This is a genomic window from Streptomyces anthophorae, from assembly GCF_049310305.1.
GTDB lineage: Bacteria > Actinomycetota > Actinomycetes > Streptomycetales > Streptomycetaceae > Streptomyces.
The window spans coordinates 1,435,071-1,451,049 of sequence record NZ_JBLWQQ010000001.1 but is presented as its reverse complement, the minus strand read 5'-3'; the positions used below and the strand labels follow the sequence as shown (position 1 = coordinate 1,451,049).

13 protein-coding genes are annotated in these 15,979 nt (G+C 71.7%); 2 read left to right on the top strand and 11 right to left on the bottom strand.

All coding sequences use genetic code 11. The features are described 5' to 3' along the window. Together ACNYS0_RS06470 and ACNYS0_RS06465 are read right to left on the bottom strand one after the other, a co-directional pair. Complete coding sequence (locus tag ACNYS0_RS06470; protein WP_422471700.1) at positions 1-2,094, bottom strand: hydantoinase/oxoprolinase family protein; 2,094 nt, start codon at positions 2,092-2,094, stop codon at positions 1-3. 223 nt (positions 2,095-2,317) lie between these two features. Then, on the bottom strand, positions 2,318-3,058 hold the full coding sequence (locus tag ACNYS0_RS06465; RefSeq protein ID WP_422471699.1) for an IclR family transcriptional regulator: 741 nt from the start codon (positions 3,056-3,058) through the stop codon (positions 2,318-2,320). 337 nt (positions 3,059-3,395) lie between these two features. On the opposite strand from ACNYS0_RS06465, the gene ACNYS0_RS06460 reads away from it, so the two are divergent. Beyond that, a complete protein-coding gene (locus tag ACNYS0_RS06460) occupies positions 3,396-4,796 on the top strand; it encodes an FAD-binding oxidoreductase (RefSeq protein WP_422471698.1) in 1,401 nt (466 codons plus the stop codon). Between the two features lie 18 nt (positions 4,797-4,814). On the opposite strand, the gene secD is transcribed toward ACNYS0_RS06460, so the two are convergent. The 4 genes from secD to ACNYS0_RS06440 form a co-directional block, all read right to left on the bottom strand. Further along, complete coding sequence (secD, locus tag ACNYS0_RS06455; protein WP_422471697.1) at positions 4,815-7,127, bottom strand: protein translocase subunit SecD; 2,313 nt, start codon at positions 7,125-7,127, stop codon at positions 4,815-4,817. An 88-nt stretch (positions 7,128-7,215) separates the two neighbouring features. Further along, a complete protein-coding gene (locus tag ACNYS0_RS06450; protein WP_422471696.1) occupies positions 7,216-7,632 on the bottom strand; it encodes a hypothetical protein in 417 nt (138 codons plus the stop codon). 180 nt (positions 7,633-7,812) lie between these two features. Then, positions 7,813-8,442: a hypothetical protein gene (locus ACNYS0_RS06445; protein WP_422482480.1), complete on the bottom strand. Its 630-nt coding sequence runs from the start codon at positions 8,440-8,442 to the stop codon at positions 7,813-7,815. Between the two features lie 412 nt (positions 8,443-8,854). Beyond that, on the bottom strand, positions 8,855-9,526 hold the full coding sequence (locus ACNYS0_RS06440; RefSeq protein ID WP_422471695.1) for a TetR/AcrR family transcriptional regulator: 672 nt from the start codon (positions 9,524-9,526) through the stop codon (positions 8,855-8,857). Positions 9,527-9,775: 249 nt separating this feature from the next. Here ACNYS0_RS06440 and ACNYS0_RS06435 point away from each other — a divergent pair, with 249 nt between their 5' ends. Further along, entirely contained in the window at positions 9,776-11,014 is a 1,239-nt protein-coding gene (locus tag ACNYS0_RS06435) for an FAD-dependent oxidoreductase (protein ID WP_422471694.1), read from the top strand. A 34-nt stretch (positions 11,015-11,048) separates the two neighbouring features. Here the strand turns inward: ACNYS0_RS06435 and ACNYS0_RS06430 are convergent, their stop codons facing one another. The 5 genes from ACNYS0_RS06430 to ACNYS0_RS06410 form a co-directional block, all read right to left on the bottom strand. Beyond that, positions 11,049-12,401 (bottom strand): ROK family protein, encoded by a 1,353-nt coding sequence (locus ACNYS0_RS06430; RefSeq protein WP_422471693.1) that lies wholly within the window; start codon positions 12,399-12,401, stop codon positions 11,049-11,051. A 71-nt stretch (positions 12,402-12,472) separates the two neighbouring features. Beyond that, positions 12,473-13,504 carry a sugar phosphate isomerase/epimerase family protein gene (locus ACNYS0_RS06425; protein ID WP_422471692.1) on the bottom strand — a complete coding sequence of 344 codons (1,032 nt, stop codon included), beginning with the start codon at positions 13,502-13,504 and terminating at the stop codon, positions 12,473-12,475. Then, positions 13,501-14,619 carry a Gfo/Idh/MocA family protein gene (locus tag ACNYS0_RS06420; RefSeq protein WP_422471691.1) on the bottom strand — a complete coding sequence of 373 codons (1,119 nt, stop codon included), beginning with the start codon at positions 14,617-14,619 and terminating at the stop codon, positions 13,501-13,503. The genes ACNYS0_RS06425 and ACNYS0_RS06420 overlap by 4 nt, the downstream gene beginning before the upstream one ends. 50 nt (positions 14,620-14,669) lie before the next feature. After that, entirely contained in the window at positions 14,670-15,572 is a 903-nt protein-coding gene (locus ACNYS0_RS06415; protein WP_422471690.1) for a sugar phosphate isomerase/epimerase family protein, read from the bottom strand. Further along, the gene (locus tag ACNYS0_RS06410; protein ID WP_422471689.1) at positions 15,569-15,967 is read right to left on the bottom strand and encodes a C-glycoside deglycosidase beta subunit domain-containing protein; all 399 of its coding nucleotides are present in this window, start codon (positions 15,965-15,967) and stop codon (positions 15,569-15,571) included. Before ACNYS0_RS06410 ends, ACNYS0_RS06415 begins: the two co-directional genes overlap by 4 nt. Between the last annotated feature and the right edge of the window lie 12 nt (positions 15,968-15,979).

Here is a 15,979-nt window from a genome sequence, read left to right as displayed (position 1 = left end):
TCAGGCCGGCTGGTTCGCCGGTTCGATGACGTAGTTGCCCTGCGCGTCCACCGTCATGACGTAGCCCTCGATGAGCACGACGGTGGTGGTGGGCTGCTCGATGATCGCGGGGCCGACGACGCGGTTGTCGCGGCGCAGGGCGAGGCCGTCGTAGACGTCGGTGTGCACGGTGCGGCCGGAGAAGATCGCCTCGCGGGCGCCCTTGCGGGCGGCGCTCGGGTCGGGGCCGGCGGAGGGCTCGTCGGCGAGCGCGGGCTTGGCCGTACGCCCCAGTGACGTGAGGCGTACGTTGATGAGTTCGGTGGGCTCGCCGGGCATGGCGTACCCGTTGAGGGCCTCGTGCTTCGCCTCGAAGTCGCTGACGAGCTGCTTGAGCGACTCCTGGGTGAGCTCGCCGTCGAAGGCCAGGGGCACCTCGATCTCGGTGAACTGGCCGATGTAGCGCACGTCCGCGCTGAAGACCAGGTCGATCGCGTCGTCCGCGACGTTCTCCGAGCGCAGTGTCTCGACGGCCTCGTCGCGCATCTCGCGGTACAGCTCGCCGACCCGGCCCAGGTCCAGGGCGTCCATGTCCGAGACGAAGGTGCGCGCGTACAGATGCTTGAGGTCGGTCAGGAGGGTGCCGACGGCGCAGAACACCGAGGACTCGCGCGGCACGATGATGCGGGTGATGCCGAGTTCCTGCGCGATCGGCACGGCGTGGATCGGTCCCGCGCCGCCCGCGACGACCACGGTGAACTCGCGGGGGTCGACACCGCGCTTGACCGACACGGCGCTGACGGCCTCGGCCATGGTCGCGTTCACCACGCGGTAGATGCCCTCGACCGCCTCGGCGACGGTGAGGCCGAGCGGCTCGGCGACCTTCTCCTCGACGGCCTTGCGCGCCGCCTCGACGTCCAGGGTGAAGGCACCGTCTCCGAACATGTCCGGGTTCAGGTAGCCCATGAGGAGGTCGGCGTCGGTGGTCGTGGGGTTCTCGCCGCCGCGGCCGTAGCAGGCGGGACCGGGGTTGGCGGTGGCGCTCTGCGGGCCGACCCGCAGGATGCCGCCGGAGTCCACCCACACCAGCGAACCGCCGCCCGCGCCGACGGTGTGGATGTCCAGCATCGGCAGGGCGACCCGGTACCCCGCGATCTCGCTGTCACCGGTGAGCAGCGACTCCCCGTCGCGCACCAGGGCGACGTCGAAGCTGGTGCCTCCCATGTCGACCGCGATGACATCTTCGGCGCCGTGCCGACGGGCGTACTGGAGGGCCGCTCCCGGCGCCGCCGCCGGCCCCGACATGAGTGCGTTGACCGCCGAATCGCTGGCGATCTCGGGCGACATCACGCCGCCGTTGGACTGCACGATGAGCAGCGTTCCGGAAAAGCCGCGGTCCGCCAGCTGGCGTTCGATGTTCGCCAGGTAGTTCTGTAGTTTGGGCCCGACGAAAGCGTTCAGCACCGTGGTGCTGTGCCGCTCGTAGGCGCGTATCTGGGGCACGACGTCGCTGGATATCGTGACGAATGTGCCGGGGAGTTCCTCGCGCAGGATCTCCGCCGTGCGCTGTTCGTGGGCAGGGTCGACAAAAGACCACAGATACGAGATCGCGACCGCCTCGACGCCCTGCTCGCGGAAATACCGCGCCGCCGCGCGCACATCGTCCTCGTTGAGCGCCACGACCTCCTCGCCCGATACGTCGATCCGCTCCCGGACCGTGGCGATGAGTTCGCGCGGGACGAGGGGGAGCGGTGGCGCGTACTTGGAGTCGTTCTGCCGCTCCCGGATGCCGCGGCGCATGTTCAGCAGGTCACGGAAGCCGTGCGTCGTGACGAAGCCGGTCTTCGCCCCCTGGTGTGTCAGCACCGCGTTGGTGGCGATCGTCGTTCCGTGCACGATCGTGGACACCGCTCCGAGGAAGTCCTCCAGTGACTCCCCGAAGCTGTCGGCCGCTTTGGTCAGGCCGTTCAGCAGACCGACGGAGGGGTCGTGCGGGGTGGTCGGAGACTTGTAGATCCGGGATTCACCATTGCCTTCGACAACGAAGAGGTCGGTGAATGTGCCGCCGATGTCAATTCCGATCCGCCGACTCGACTTATTGCGTGCGTTCGTCATCGAGGAAACTCCATTGCTGTGAACCGAATGGGCGCGCAGGAGGGTGCGGCGCATTGACGCGACAGCGAATCACGTGAATGGCGCGGCCAGTGCGAACCGAATTCGAGACTTACAGGAAGGCGCGGTGTTTCCAGGACCGTAGCCCCTCGTCCAGGGGCCGACAACGAACTGTTCGGCTCAGCCGAACAGGGCAGGTCAGCTCAGCCGAACAAGGCTGTTCAGGTCAGGGCGCGCGCTCGGAGAGCCGCCGGGCGGCCTCGACCACGGCGTGGGCGTAGGCGTCCCCGTGCGTGGGCAGCCGCTGCTCGACGAAGCTCATGCTCAGCGCCCACGTGACATCGCCGTGCCGGTTGCTGACCGGTGCCGCGACACAGCACACGCCCTCGACCGCTTCCTCGGTGTCCAGGGCGTACCCGCGCTCGCGCACCGTGGACAGCTCCGCCTCCAGGGCCGGGAGCGTGGTGAGGGAACGATCCGTGAGAGCGGGCAGCGTGTCGTCGCCGTAGATGTCGCGCAGTTCGCGGGGCGAGAGGTAGGCCAACAGCATCTTGCCGGGCGCCGTGCAGTGCGCCGGGAGGCGTTCACCGACCCGGGTCGCGTTGACCCGCACCCCGTCGTGCGGCGCGAGCTTCTCCAGGTAGACGACCTCGCCGTGGTGACGTGACGACAGCTGGACCGTCTGCTGGTGCGCGGCGACCAGGGCCCGCATCTCCACCCAGGCCGGCTCGGAGATCTCCGAGGTCATGCGCGCGCGCAGGCCCAGCTGGAAGGCGCGCCAGCCGAGCCGGTAGCGGCCACGGCCCGTACGGCGCAACAGGCCGAGCGAGACCATGGATTGCATGTGGTCCCAGGTCGTCGTCTTGGGGAGGTCGAGCGCGCGGCACACCTCGCTGACCGTCCGCTCGGGGGCGTCGGAGGAGAAGAGATCCAGGATCCGCACGGCCCGCTCAAGCCCGTCGATCATGCCGCCGCCCTTGTCCACATGGTCGACAGGATACGAGGGCGGCCGCGGCCCCGGAGGTCGCCCGCATGCGACTCGGCAGCACGATTGTTCAGAAATTGCTCTCTCTGCGCGGGTCCGCGGTGCTGCCCGCGGGGTGCCCGCTGTGCGACCAAATGGAAGGCTTGCTGGGCTCTTTCCAGCTCGACAGTGACCGTCAGCTCACGTGCAGCCTCCAGGACCACCGCGAGGGTAGCCACCGCCGCCTGCCCCGCGCCGTGGTCTTGCGTGGGCGATCTTTCCTTGCGCATGCTCGGACCGTCCCCGCCGCGCCGTACCCGCCCGTCCGCTGGAGGCCGCCTTGACCGCACCCGCCACCGCTACCGCAGCTATCGGGCCCGCCCTGGACGCGCTGCTTGCCGCGCTGCCCGCCGATGCGGTCGCCGTCGATCCGGATGTGCTGGCCGCGCACAGCAACGATCACGCGCCGTTCTGCCCCAGCGGCACACCGGCCGCCCTGGTGCGGGCCCGTACCACCGAGGAGGTGGCGGCGACGCTGCGGATCGCCCACGAGCACCACGTGCCCGTGGTGCCGCAGGCCGCCCGCACGGGGCTGTCCGGCGGGGCGAACGCGGTCGATGGATGCATCCTGCTGTCCGTGGAGCGCATGACCCGGATTCTCGACATCGACGTCGTCGACCAGGTCGCGCGGGTCGAAGCGGGCGTCGTCAACGCCGACCTGTCGCGGGCCGTCGCCGAGCACGGCCTGTTCTACCCGCCGGACCCGTCCTCCTGGGAGTCCTCCACGCTCGGCGGAAACGCGGCCACGAACGCGGGCGGCCTGTGCTGTGTGAAGTACGGCGTGACCGGTGACTTCGTGCGCGGGCTCACCGTGGTTTTGGCCGACGGCAGCGTGCTGCGCACCGGCCGCACCACCGCCAAGGGCGTCGCCGGCTACGACCTCACCCACCTCTTCGTAGGCTCCGAAGGCACCCTCGGTGTCATCACCGAGGTCACCGTAGGGCTGCGGCCCGCCGCCGAACGCCCGCTGACCGCCGTGGCGTTCTTCTCGACCACCACCGCCGCGTGCGCGGTCGTCCCCGCGTACATGAGCAGCGGCCCGCGGCCCAGCCTCCTGGAGTTCATGGACCGGCCCAGCATCGACGCGGTCAGCGCGTACCGCGACCTCGGCTTCCCCGACGATGCCGGCGCCGTCCTCATCGCCCAGTCCGACCGGGGCGGGGCGGCCCCGGACGATCTGCGCCGCTTCGCCGACATCGCCGAGACGCAGGGCGGCACCACGGTGATCGCCGAGGATGCCGCCGAAGCCGAACTCCTCCTCGCCGGACGCCGGTTGGTCGGCATCGCCACCGAACGCCTCGGCGCCTATCTGGCCGACGATGTCTGTGTCCCGCGCGGCCGGCTCGCCGAGATGATCGACGGAATCGCCGAACTCTCCGAGCGGCACGGCCTGTTGGTCACCTGCGTCGCTCACGCCGGTGACGGCAACGTCCATCCCAACGTCATCTTCGACCGCGACGACGCCGACCAGGTGCGCCGCGCCCACGAGACGTTCGGCGCGATCATGGACCTCGGCCTGCGCCTGGGCGGCACCATCACCGGTGAACACGGCGTGGGCCTGCTCAAGCGCGACTGGCTCGCCAAGGAACTCGGGCCGGCCGGTGTGCGCGTCCACCACGGCATCAAGTCGGCTCTCGACCCGCGCGGGATCCTCAACCCGGGGAAGGTGCTTGCCGGTTGAGGGGTCGCCGCCGCGTCGCTAGGTCGCCGCCTTTGCGCGTTCGGTGGCTCGTGCGCGTCGGTCCCCTGTCCTCCGCTCCGCCATGACCACGGCCAAGGGTGAGGCCGTGAACACCGAGGAGTACGTGCCGACGGTCACGCCGATCAGGAGGGCCAGGGCGAAGTCCGTGAGGGAGTCGTCGGCGAGGACCGCGAGGGACGCCAGGATGAGGACGGCGCCCATGCCGGTGTTGACCGTACGGGGGAGGGTCTGAAGGATCGCGTCGTTGGTGAGCCGGGCGAAGGGTGTGCCGCGGCCCTTGCCCAGCAGTTCGCGGATGCGGTCGAAGAGGACCACCGAGTCGTTGACCGAGTAGCCGATCACGGTCAGCAGTGCGGCCAGGAAGACGCCGTCGATGGGCTTGCCGAGCCAGGCGAAGACGCCGACCAGGATGATCACGTCGTGGGCCAGTGCGCTGACCGCCGCCGTCCCGAACAGAAGCCGGAACCGGGCTGCCAGGTACAGGAGTTGGGCGCCCAGGGCCAGGCCCAGGGCGATGAGGGCGCTTTGGCGCAGCTCGTCGCCGAGGCTGGGGCCGATCAGTTCGTCGCGCTGCTTGTCGGCCGCGCCGCCCAGGTCCGCGACGGTGTCGGTGACGGTCTTTGCCTCCGTGGCGCTCAACTCCTGGGTCCGTACGGTGAGGTTGCCGTCGCCGGAGGACTGGACGACGGCGTGCGGCAGCCCCGCCTCGGCGAGGGCGTCCCGGGCCCGGCCGGGGTCGACGTGGGTGGCGGTGGAGTATTCGACGAGGCGCCCGCCCGTGAACTCGATGCCGAAGTCCAGGCCGCGGACGAGGATCCCGGAACCCGCCACCACGAGGGCGACGAGCGAGGCGGCCAGCCAGCGGCGCGGTCGGCGCATCAGGAAGGGGTCGCGGCGCAGCAGGGCGTCGCGGACCGGGCCGGTGGTCGAGATGCCGGTGAGGCGGGGGCGGGCGAGGACCGCCGGGCGGCTCGCGGCGAAGTCGGCCAGGACCCGGGTGACGAGCAGGGCGCTGACCATGGAGGCGAGGACGCCGATGCCGAGGGTCACGCCGAATCCCTTCACCGGACCGGACGCGAGGAAGAACAGGAGCACCGCGGCGATCAGGGTGGTGATGTTGGAGTCGGCGATCGCGCTGAACGCGTTGCGGAATCCGGCGGTCAGCGCGGAGCGGGGGCTCGGCCGGGCGCGGGCGGCCTGTTCCTCGCGGGCCCGTTCGAAGACAAGGACGTTGGCGTCCACCGCCATGCCGATCGCGAGGACGAAGCCGGCGAGGCCGGGCAGGGTCAGGGTGGCGCCGACGGCGGCGAGCGCGGCGTAGGAGATCAGGCCGTAGCAGAGCAGCGCGACGGTGGCGAGGGAGCCCATCAGCCGGTAGACGACGGTGATGAACAGGGCCGTGAGCGCGGTGCCGATGACGGCGGCCCGCGCGCCGGCCGCGATGGCCTCGTCGCCGAGGGTGGCGCCGACGGTGCGCTGCTCGATGGTCTCGACGGGTACGGGCAGGGCGCCGCCCTTGATGAGCAGGGCGAGTTCGCGGGCCTCGGTGTCGTCGAAGGCTCCGGTGATCTGGGTGGAGCCGCCGGTGATGCCCGTCCCGCAGGCCACGGAGGGGTCGACCTGCGGCGAGGAGATGACCTTGTCGTCGAGCACGATGGCGACCCGCCGCTGCGGGTCGCCGGCCGGGTGGCAGGCCGCTTCGCCGGTCGCCCGTGCCCAACGGTCGCTGCCGGCGTCCTTGAAGTCGACGGTGACGTGCCAACCGGCGCCGCCCTGCTGGTCGATCCGGGCGTCGGCGCCCTTGACGTCCTGTCCGGTCAGCGCGGCGGCCTTGAGGTGCAGGCGCTGTCCGGACTCGTCCGCGAGTACCCGATCGTCGCGTTCGCGGGTGGCGTCGTTGTTCTCGTCGGCCCGGCCCAGCACCGGGTGGATGGTGAGTTGTGCCGTGCGGCCCAGCACGTCGGCGGCCTTCTTCGGGTTCTGCACGCCGGGCAGTTCGACGACGACCCGGTTGTCTCCGGAACGGACGATGGTGGGTTCGGCGACACCGAGGGCGTCGATGCGGCCGCGCAGCACTTCGACGGTGCGGTCGGTCGCCTCGCGGTCGGCCTTGGTGGTCGCGGTGGATCGGGTCTCGAGCACGATCTGGGTGCCGCCGCGCAGATCGAGCCCCAGGCGGATCGGCGTGGTCAGGGAGATGGCCACGGACGCGGCGAGCACCGCGAGGGCGAGGAGCGCGCGGACGAGCGGGGCGCGCGAGCGCCTGCGCGTACGCGGGCGCGGACGGCTTTGGGGACGGGAGCGTGTCAACTCGGGCCTCCGGCAGGCATGCCGCGGCGGCGGCCGAGCGCGGCCGCGGCAAGGGGAAGTGAGGTGCAGGGGATGGGTCGTTGGTGTCTCAGGTGCCGGAGGAGACGGGTGGGGCCCGGTTGCCGTCGTGGCCGGGGCGGCCGGGGGAGACGAGTGGCGCACCGGGTCGGGGCGCGGCGGACCGGTGCGCGGATGCGTCGGGCCCGAGACCCGCGCCGTACGCGGTGACGGGCGCGTGGGCGGGTGGCGGGGCGGTGCGTTCGGACGGCTGCTCGTGCCGGACTCTCGGCTGGTTGGCGCAGAGGGGCGTACAGCCGTCGTCGGCATGGTGGCCGAGGGCGGCGGCGAGGGCGGGGTGCGATGCCGGTGGTGTAGCGCCGCCGTGGGCGTCGGGTGCGGGCGGGGCTGCGGTCAGCAGTACCGACAGCAGCGCGGTGAGGAGCAGGGCCAGGCGGCGGCCCGTCGCGGTGGTGGCCGTGGGGGCGGCGGCGTGTGTCGGGCGCATGCGCCGCCCCCTTTCGTGGTGGCTTCCGGTCTTCGCGCGCCCTCGGTGGGAGCTGCGGCCCGGGCGGAGACCGGGCAAGCGTCCAGCCTGCCCGTTCGGGTCCGTGCGGGCGATGGGGTCCAGGCCCCATTCCCGGTGGCGCGGGATGCCCATCCGGCGACGGTGCATCGCCGCCCGTGGTCACCGCCCCGTGGCCGAGCGCCCCACCGTGACCTGCGCGTCGGCTGTCGCGAGCACGGTGTCGGCCAGTTGTGCGGCGGACTGTCCACGGCCCGCGTCGATGCGGTCCAGGCCTAGCCTGTCGACGGCAGCGAGCATGAGCGACTGGAAGCGCTCCGTGCGGGCGAGGAACTTGTCCATCAGTACCCGCTCCTCGCCGGTGGCCGCTTCATAGCGGCCCGCCGCGTGAACCCGTGCGCGTACTACGGAGTCGTCGGCGGTGAGCCACACGGCGGCGGTGCGCGGAGTCCGCAGCCGCGCGACGCGGACGGGCCAGAGCGCGGACCCCTCCAGTACCAGGCCCGCCCTGCCGCGGTCCGCGGTCGCCCGGTCCGTGACCAGCTCTTCGATGCGGGGCCACAGCCGGTCGTAGTGGGCGAGAACGGACGCGATCAGTTCGTCCACCGCAAGCGACCCGTAGTGCTCGGCGACGTGCGCCGGCACCTCGCGCTCCGGGGTTCTCCAGGGCCGCCCGGGGTGCCTGGCCAGCCCGTCGGTGCTCAGGTACTCGAACCCGAGCCTCTCCGCCGCCACTTGGGCAACCGTCGACTTTCCGACGTTCGACGTCCCACCGATCAGCACCACCCGCACATCACGCACATCGACGACCCTACGGGCCGGGAGGAGCCGAACATCAGATCTGCGCCGCAAGCCGCTCCGCCGCACTGCGCGGCTCGCGGCCAAGTCGTCGCCACGGAGATCCACGCCATCATCGACCGCAGCCGAGCCGTCGGCGACGTCTGGGAACGGCTGACGTACTACGTCACCGCCATCCGCGACTTGCAGTACCGTCAGCCGGCCACCGTGGACACCATGTTGCGGGTCTACCCCGACGCGCCGAGCCTCCTGGAGATCTGCCGGGTGGGGGGTGAGTTCAACGAGGAGCTCGTCGCCGCGGGCCGGGCCGCCGGACTACGACCGGCGCACCGCCTACGTCCTCGACGGCATGCGGGTGCACGGAAGTCCCTGAAGCCGGCACTCCGGGCGGATCGCGCCCGGGGCCTCACGGCACGTGCGCCGCCGGTGTGGTGGCCAGCAGGCTGCGGCAGGCCGTGAGTGCGAGGTGGGCGGTGAAGGTGTCGTGGTCCACCGGCTCGGTGGCGAAGTCCGCGCCGTGGGCGGTGCGTACGACGCACGCGGAGAAGATCGTGGCGAAGCACTGGCGTGCGGCCTCCTCCGGGTCCGGGTGCGCGATCCGGTCGCGGACGCCGAGCAGGAGCGCGGTGAACGTGTCGGCGAGGGCGTGCACGTGGGCCCGGCCGCGCCGCAGGACTTCGGGGTGGGCGCCGGACAGCAGGAGCACGGGTTTGAGGAAGGCCGCGTGCTGCCTGAAGAGGTTCGTCAGCTGGGTGACGGCAGTCGTGATCAGTTCGTCCGCGGGCATGTCCTGCCGGCGGTCCGGGTCGCGGAAGGGCTCCTCGTCGGCGGTGATGCGGGAGATGCCGTGCTCGTAGACCGCGAGGAACAGTGCGTCCTTGTTCGTGGTGCGGTCGTAAAGGGCCCGGGGGGCGACCTGTGCCCGCTCGCAGAGGGCGGCGATGGTGAACGCCTCGTAGCCGCCCTCCTCGACGAGTGCGACGCCGGCGTCCAGGACGCGGGCCCACGCGCGGCGGGTGCGTTCCTGGCGTGGCTCGCGGATCTCCAGGTCGTCGGCGTGGCGTGCGGTGGTGGACATGCGGGCCATTCTCGCTCCTGGCCGCCGGGGGGAAATCTCGCGCGCATGCATTGACACGCGGCCAGGTCGGGCCGATCTAATGTCTCCCGAACGGAAACCGTATCGCTCGCTACGCTTTTCCGGTGGCGGTGAGGCTCTCCGCTGGCCGTTCCATCCGTTCCATCCGTTCCATCCGTTCCATCCGTTCCATCCGTTTCGTCCACCACGCTCGCCCTCATCGGCCCCACCCGTCGCATCAGGAGAGGCCTCATGTCAGACGCTCCTTCCCTCCGTCGGTCGGGCCGGGTCGCCGTCGTCGGTGCCGGACCCGCCGGCATGGCCGCCGCGCTCTCCGCCCACCAGGCGGGCCATGAGGTCACGCTCTTCGAGAGGCACGCCGAGGCCCGGCCGGCCGGGAACATCCTGAATCTGTGGCCCGCGCCCATCAAAGCCCTCGGCCTGCTCGGCGTGGACATCGAGGACCTCGGGGCCCCGTGCCAGAGCGAGTTCCGCAATGTGCGCGGACGGCGACGGGTGCGGGTCCGGCTGCCCGAGCACGTCGTGCGCGACTACGGCGGCGGCTTCATCGGGCTGCTCCGGCCGGACCTGTACGAGCGGCTGCTGGCCGCGCTCCCGCCGGGTGTGCTGCGCACCGGTCACACGCTGGAGAGGGTGGAGCAGGACGACCGCGCCGTCCGGTTGCACCTGGGCGACGGGTCCGTTCACGAGGCCGACGTCCTGATCGGCGCCGACGGAATCAACTCCCTGGTCCGGCGCACCCTTTGGGGCGACTCGCCGATCCGCCCGCACCATCTTCAGCTCTACGGTGGCTACACGCTCGACGGGACCGTCCCCGCGCCCAGAGGGCTGTGCGTGCTGACCCACAGCGCCACCGTTCAGGGCGCCTGGACGGCCATCCGCAGCAAGGGGCGTGACGGCTTCCAGTGGTGGGTGCTCAGCGCCCACGACATCGACCGCCCGGTCCCCGACGATCTCCACGGGGCTGCGGCCCGGCTCGCCCGCGGCTTCCCCGATCCGCTGCCGCGGCTCATCGCCGCGACCGACCCGGGCCACGTGCAGAGCTGGCCGCTGCGCGACCGTGAGCCGCTCAAGCAGTGGTCGAAGGGCAGGGTCACGCTGATCGGCGACGCGGCCCACCCCACCTCCCCGTACGCCGCCTATGGGGCCGGTATGGCGACCGAGGACGGCTATTTCCTCGGCCGGCGCCTGGCGGGTGTGGACCTCGGCGATCGCGCCGCCGTACGCCGGGCCCTCGATGCCTTCGAGGCTCCACGCAAGCCGCACACCGCCCGGCAGTCGCAGACGGCCTGGGTGCTCGGCAAGGTCTTCCACCACGTGCCGGCTCCACTGCGCCCGCTGCGCGACGCCGTCCTCGACCGCACGCCGCTGCTTCAGAAGGTCGTCGGCGAGCGGACGCCGGGGGAGATCCTCAAGCAGTTGGAGGAGATCGGGCGTGCCGAGCGGGCCTTCACCGCCGTGCGCGGTTGACTCGCGGACGGCTCACCAGCAACTCGCCCGCACATCAGGCGAGTTCGGCCGACAAGCGCTGGAGGGTCGTCGCATGGCCGAGAGGTGTGCCGGTCTCCACCCAGTGCGTCAGCGGGGCCGTCGAGAAGATGCCGGACGCGGCCAGGAGGCCCGCCCCGATGACACCCTCGTGGTGATCGAGCGAGGCGGCGCGGATCGTCAGGCCGGCGGTCACGAGGCGGATGCACCGTCTGCGTACCGTCGACGTGACGAGGTCGAGGAAGCGGGGTCCTGTGCGCAGCACGCCGCCGCCGAGGACGAGGACGCCGGGGTTGCAGAAGTTGACCAGGTTGGCGATGACGTCGGCGACCAGGCGGGACCGGGTCTCGATCATTTCCAGGGCCAGGGCGTCGCCGGTGACCGCGGCGGCGCCGATCTCACCGAGCGTCAGACGGCCGCTGCGCGCGAGGACCTTGGACAGGTACGGGCTCTCGGCCACCCGGTGCAGGGACTCGTCGAGCATGGACCAGCCGCTCGCGACCGCTTCCAGGCAGCCGGTCTGCCCGCAGCGGCAGACGGCCGACGGATCGTCGGTGATGTGGGTGTGGCCGATGTCGCCCGCGGCCCCGCGGTCGCCGCGCAGCAGCCGGCCGCCCGCCACCAGACCCGCCCCGATACCGGTGCCCACCTTGATGAACAGCATGTCCCGGCCGTCGTGCGGAGCGCCCCGAGTCCACTCACCGAGAGCCATCAGGTTCACGTCGTTGTCGACCCAGACCGGCGCGTCGTAGTGCTCGCGCAGCCAGGAGCGCACGCTGAAGCCGTCCCAGCCGGGCATGATCGGCGGCTCGACGAGGCGTCCCGTGGCGAACTCGACGGGGCCCGGCACGCCGATGCCGATGGCCCACGGTCTGCCGAGCCCGGTCTTCGCGGCCAGCGCGGCGAACGCCGACTGCACGCGCTCCATGGTGGGCCCGGGCCCGGCGTCGACGTCCCAGTCCTCGTGGTGCGAGGCGATGGTCGTGCCGGACAGGTCCATGATCGCGGCGTGGAACTCGGACGCCCCTATGGCCGCGGCGTAGATGTGTCCCGCATCGGTCCGGAAGCGCAGTGTCCGTGCCTGCCGGCCGCCGGACGACGCGGCGAGCTCGCCGTCCTCGAGCAGCCCCAACTCGATGGCCTGGTCGACGCGCTGGGCGACGACCTTGCGGCTGAGCCCTGTCGTGGTGACCAGTTCGGGCCGGGTGGTGGCGCGGCCCGTGCGGACGAGGTTGACGACTATGGCCAGCGGCGCGGCCTCCAGCGTCGGCAGGGTGGCGGCCGGGAAGAACCGCGTCGGCTGGTCCGGTGCCGGAGCGCTGCCGAGCGGGACCGGGCGGCCCATGTCGTCCCCGTTCGTCGTGTCCACCGTTGCCTTGTGACGCGATGTTACGACAGCGGGCCCCCGCCCCTGGTGCGGGGCGGGGGCTCCGGGCGTCGTCACTGGTTGCCGAACGCGGCGTCGAAGGACGCCGTCGGCAGCGGCCACAGCAGGGACCGGACACGCCGCACGGCCTCCGCCGCCCCGTGCATCCGGTCCATGCCGGCGTCCTCCCACTCCACGGAGACCGGTCCCGTGTAGCCGATGGCGGCGAGGGTGCGGAAGGCGTCCTCCCACGGCACGTCGCCGCGGCCCGTGGACACGAAGTCCCAGCCCCGGCGCGGATCGCCCCACGGCAGGTGCGAGCCGAGGACGCCCGAGCGCCCGGTGGCCGGCCGCACGCGGGTGTCCTTGCAGTCGACGTGGTGGATGCGGTCGGCGAAGTCGGTGATGAAGCCGACCGTGTCGATGCCCTGCCACAGCATGTGCGAGGGGTCCCAGTTGAAGCCGAACGCGGCGCGGTGGTCGATGGCCTCCAGGGCGCGCACGCTGGTCCAGTGGTCGTAGGCGATCTCCGCCGGATGCACCTCGTGGGCGAAGCGCACGCCCTCGGCGTCGAAGACGTCGAGGATCGGGTTCCAGCGCCGCGCGAAGTCCTCGTAGCCCTCGTCGATCACGGACCGCGGCACCGGCGGGAACATGGCCACGTACTTCCAGATCTTGGAGCCGGTGAAGCCGACGACGGTGTCCGCGCCGAGCCGCCGTGCCACCCGCGCGGCGCGCATCATGTCCTGCGCGGCCCGCTGCCGTACGCCTTCCGGATCGCCGTCTCCCCAGGTGGCAGGCCGCACGATCGCCTGGTGACGGAAGTCGATGGGATCGTCGCAGACGGCCTGCCCGGTGAGGTGGTGGGAGATCGCCCAGCAGCGCAGCCCGTACTTGTCGAGGATGTCGAGCCTGCCGCGCAGATACCCCGGGTCGGCCTCGGCGCGCTCCAGGTCGAGGTGGTCGCCGGACGCGGCGATCTCCAGGCCGTCGTACCCCCACTCGCTCGCCAGCCGGGCGACGGTCTCGAAGGGGAGGTCAGTCCACTGTCCCGTGAAGAGGGTGACGGGCTGTCGGGCGGCGGGCCGGGGGTGTGCGGAGGTCATGCGGTGTGTTCCTCCTCCTTGTCGTCGGTGGGCACGTCGGCCCAGTGGCCGGAGGCGGCCGAGGCCAGGACCGCCTCGGTGATCCGGGCGGCGCGCAGGCCGTCGGCGAAGCGGGGCAGGCCGTCGGCGGGCTCGCCGCGCACGGCGGCGTAGGTGTCGGCCACGAAGTCGGCGAAGCACTCGTAGTAGCCCTGCGGGTGGCCGGCGGGCAGGGTGCTGCGGATGGGGGCCGGGGAGCCGGGGCGTCCCGGGTCGCGGGCCACCGTCACGTTGGTGTCCCGGCCGCCGATCCAGAGCGTCTCCGGTGTCTCCTGCTGGAACGCGTAGCTGGCGTCCGGTCCGTCGAAGGAGAACAACAGGGCGTTCTTGCGGCCGGCGCTCGCCTGGCTGACCACGACGCTGCCGAGCGCCCCGGTGTCGGTGGTGAAGGTGACGACCGCACCGTCCTCGGTGGTGACAGGGGTGGGTGTGCCGTCGGGTCCCGGGCGGGACCGCGCGGAGCGGCCGAGGTGGGCGTGCAGGCGGACGATGCGCTGGCCGGTGACGTACTCCGCGAGGTCGCACCAGTGGACGCCGATGTCGGCGAACGCCCGGCTGGGGCCGCCGAGTTCGGCGTCGACCCGCCAGTTCGTCCCGTTCGGGTCGGCGAGCCAGTCCTGGAGATAACTGCCGTGCAGCAGCCAGGGTGCGGCCGCGCCGGGTGCCTGGATGCGGGCCCGCGCCTCGCGCACCGACGCGTAGTAGCGGTAGACGAACGGCACGGTGGCGACGAGCCCGTCCCGCTCGGCCAGGGCGGTCAGGCGGGCGGCGGTGGCCGCGTCCGTGGCGAGCGGCTTCTCGCACACCACCGAGCAGCCCGCCTTCATCGCGGCCAGGGCGAGGTCGGCGTGGGTCGCGTTGGGCGTGCAGATGTGCACCACGTCCACGCCTTCGGCCAGCGCCTCGTCCAGGGTGCCGACGCCCGAGCGGGCGCCGAACTCCTTTGCCGCCGCGCGCCCCTTGGCCGGGGTGGAGCCGACGACGGCGACCAGGTCGCCGCCCGCGGCGACGATCGAGCGGGAGTGGACGGCTCCCATGAAGCCGGTTCCGACGACGGCGGCGCGCACGGTGCGCATGAGACCTCGCTTCTCGTTCGTACGGGACGGTCCGGAGGCGGAGTGTGCCGTCAACGCCCTCGGGCCTCTCGCTCCAGTTTCCGCAGCAGCGCGTGCTGGCGGCGGACCTGCTCGATGGACCGGGCGGGAATCCGGTCGCCCTCGTACTCGCTGGAGAGCCAGCCGGTGTAGCCGTGCTCGACGAGCGTGGTGACGATCTCGGGCCACGGGATGTGCGGGTCCGTCAACTCGTCGGTGATGTCGAAGAACTTCGCCTGGATGAAGGCGACATACGGCAGCACCGCCACCAGATCCGCCATCGGCACGGCGAGGGGGCGGCGCCAGCCGGCCTCCTGGGCCTCCTCGTCGAGCCCCGCGTGGTGTGCGTCGGTGGCCGCGCGCTGGAAGACACCGGTGTCGATGAGGAGCCGGAAGTGGTCGGTGCCGGTGCGCTCGATGAAGGCGAGGTAGTCGTCGACGACCTCGTGCTTGATGGGGGTGGGCGCGTGGATCTCGGGGCAGATGACGATGTCGAGCCCCGCGGCGTGGTCGAGGACGCGCTCGATGACCGCCTCCCAGATGGGGTGCGGCTTGAGCTCCTGCGAGATCACGCCGATCTTGGGGCGCAGGGTGGTGAAGCCGAGGGTGGCGGCGAGGTCGAGGTCCCGGCGCAGGATGGTGACACCCTCGTCGACGGTCAGGTCGCGGTGCTGCCACATCCGGGAGTCGATCCACGACCCGTAGTTGGTGGCGGTCAGGCCGTGCCGCTCCAGACCGGCGTGCCAGTCGTCGATCCACCGGGTGGACGGCGTGGGGTACCCGCTGATGTTTCCCTCGCCGAGGATCTCGATGCCGGTGGCGCCGATGTCGGCGATGTGGGCCATGGCGTCGTCGAGGGTGAGCAGGGTGTACATGTCTCCCGTGTAGCTGTAGAGGGAGACGCCGTACTGGAAGGTGTCGTGTCCACTCGTCACAGGAGCGTGACCTTTCGCTCGGCGTGGAAGACCGAGGGCTGGAACTCGGCCGGGATGTACGGGGCTTGGAGGGCGATGTCGACCTCGACGAGGTGCACGCCCGTCGGCAGACCGCCGGGGTGCGGCACGGTGATGACGGCCGGCTCGTCGAGCTGCCAGCGGACATCGGTCGACGTACGCAGCTCTGCGCAGGTGAACTCGCGGCCCTGAAGCGTCCACCGTGGTGTCTCGCGGTCCCAGCGCAGGTCACCGACCTGCACGGAGACACCTTCGATGAGACTGCCCCACAGGCCTCGGTAGTTGGGCATGCGCAGCTGGAACTGGAAGCCGATGGTCTCGCCGGCGACGCGCACGTTGCGCGCGCCGCGGCTCTGGATGATGTCCCGGTCGAGCATGAAGCCTCCGGT

What these genes read in the sequence shown, in the direction of transcription:
- ACNYS0_RS06470 (WP_422471700.1), bottom strand. Translation starts at nt 2,094, where the DNA reads ATGACGAACGCACGCAATAAGTCGAGTCGGCGGATCGGAATTGACATC.
- ACNYS0_RS06465 (WP_422471699.1), bottom strand. Translation starts at nt 3,058, where the DNA reads ATGATCGACGGGCTTGAGCGGGCCGTGCGGATCCTGGATCTCTTCTCC.
- ACNYS0_RS06450 (WP_422471696.1), bottom strand. Translation starts at nt 7,632, where the DNA reads ATGCGCCCGACACACGCCGCCGCCCCCACGGCCACCACCGCGACGGGC.
- ACNYS0_RS06440 (WP_422471695.1), bottom strand. Translation starts at nt 9,526, where the DNA reads ATGTCCACCACCGCACGCCACGCCGACGACCTGGAGATCCGCGAGCCA.
- ACNYS0_RS06435 (WP_422471694.1), top strand. Translation starts at nt 9,776, where the DNA reads ATGTCAGACGCTCCTTCCCTCCGTCGGTCGGGCCGGGTCGCCGTCGTC.
- ACNYS0_RS06425 (WP_422471692.1), bottom strand. Translation starts at nt 13,504, where the DNA reads ATGACCTCCGCACACCCCCGGCCCGCCGCCCGACAGCCCGTCACCCTC.
- ACNYS0_RS06420 (WP_422471691.1), bottom strand. Translation starts at nt 14,619, where the DNA reads ATGCGCACCGTGCGCGCCGCCGTCGTCGGAACCGGCTTCATGGGAGCC.
- ACNYS0_RS06410 (WP_422471689.1), bottom strand. Translation starts at nt 15,967, where the DNA reads ATGCTCGACCGGGACATCATCCAGAGCCGCGGCGCGCGCAACGTGCGC.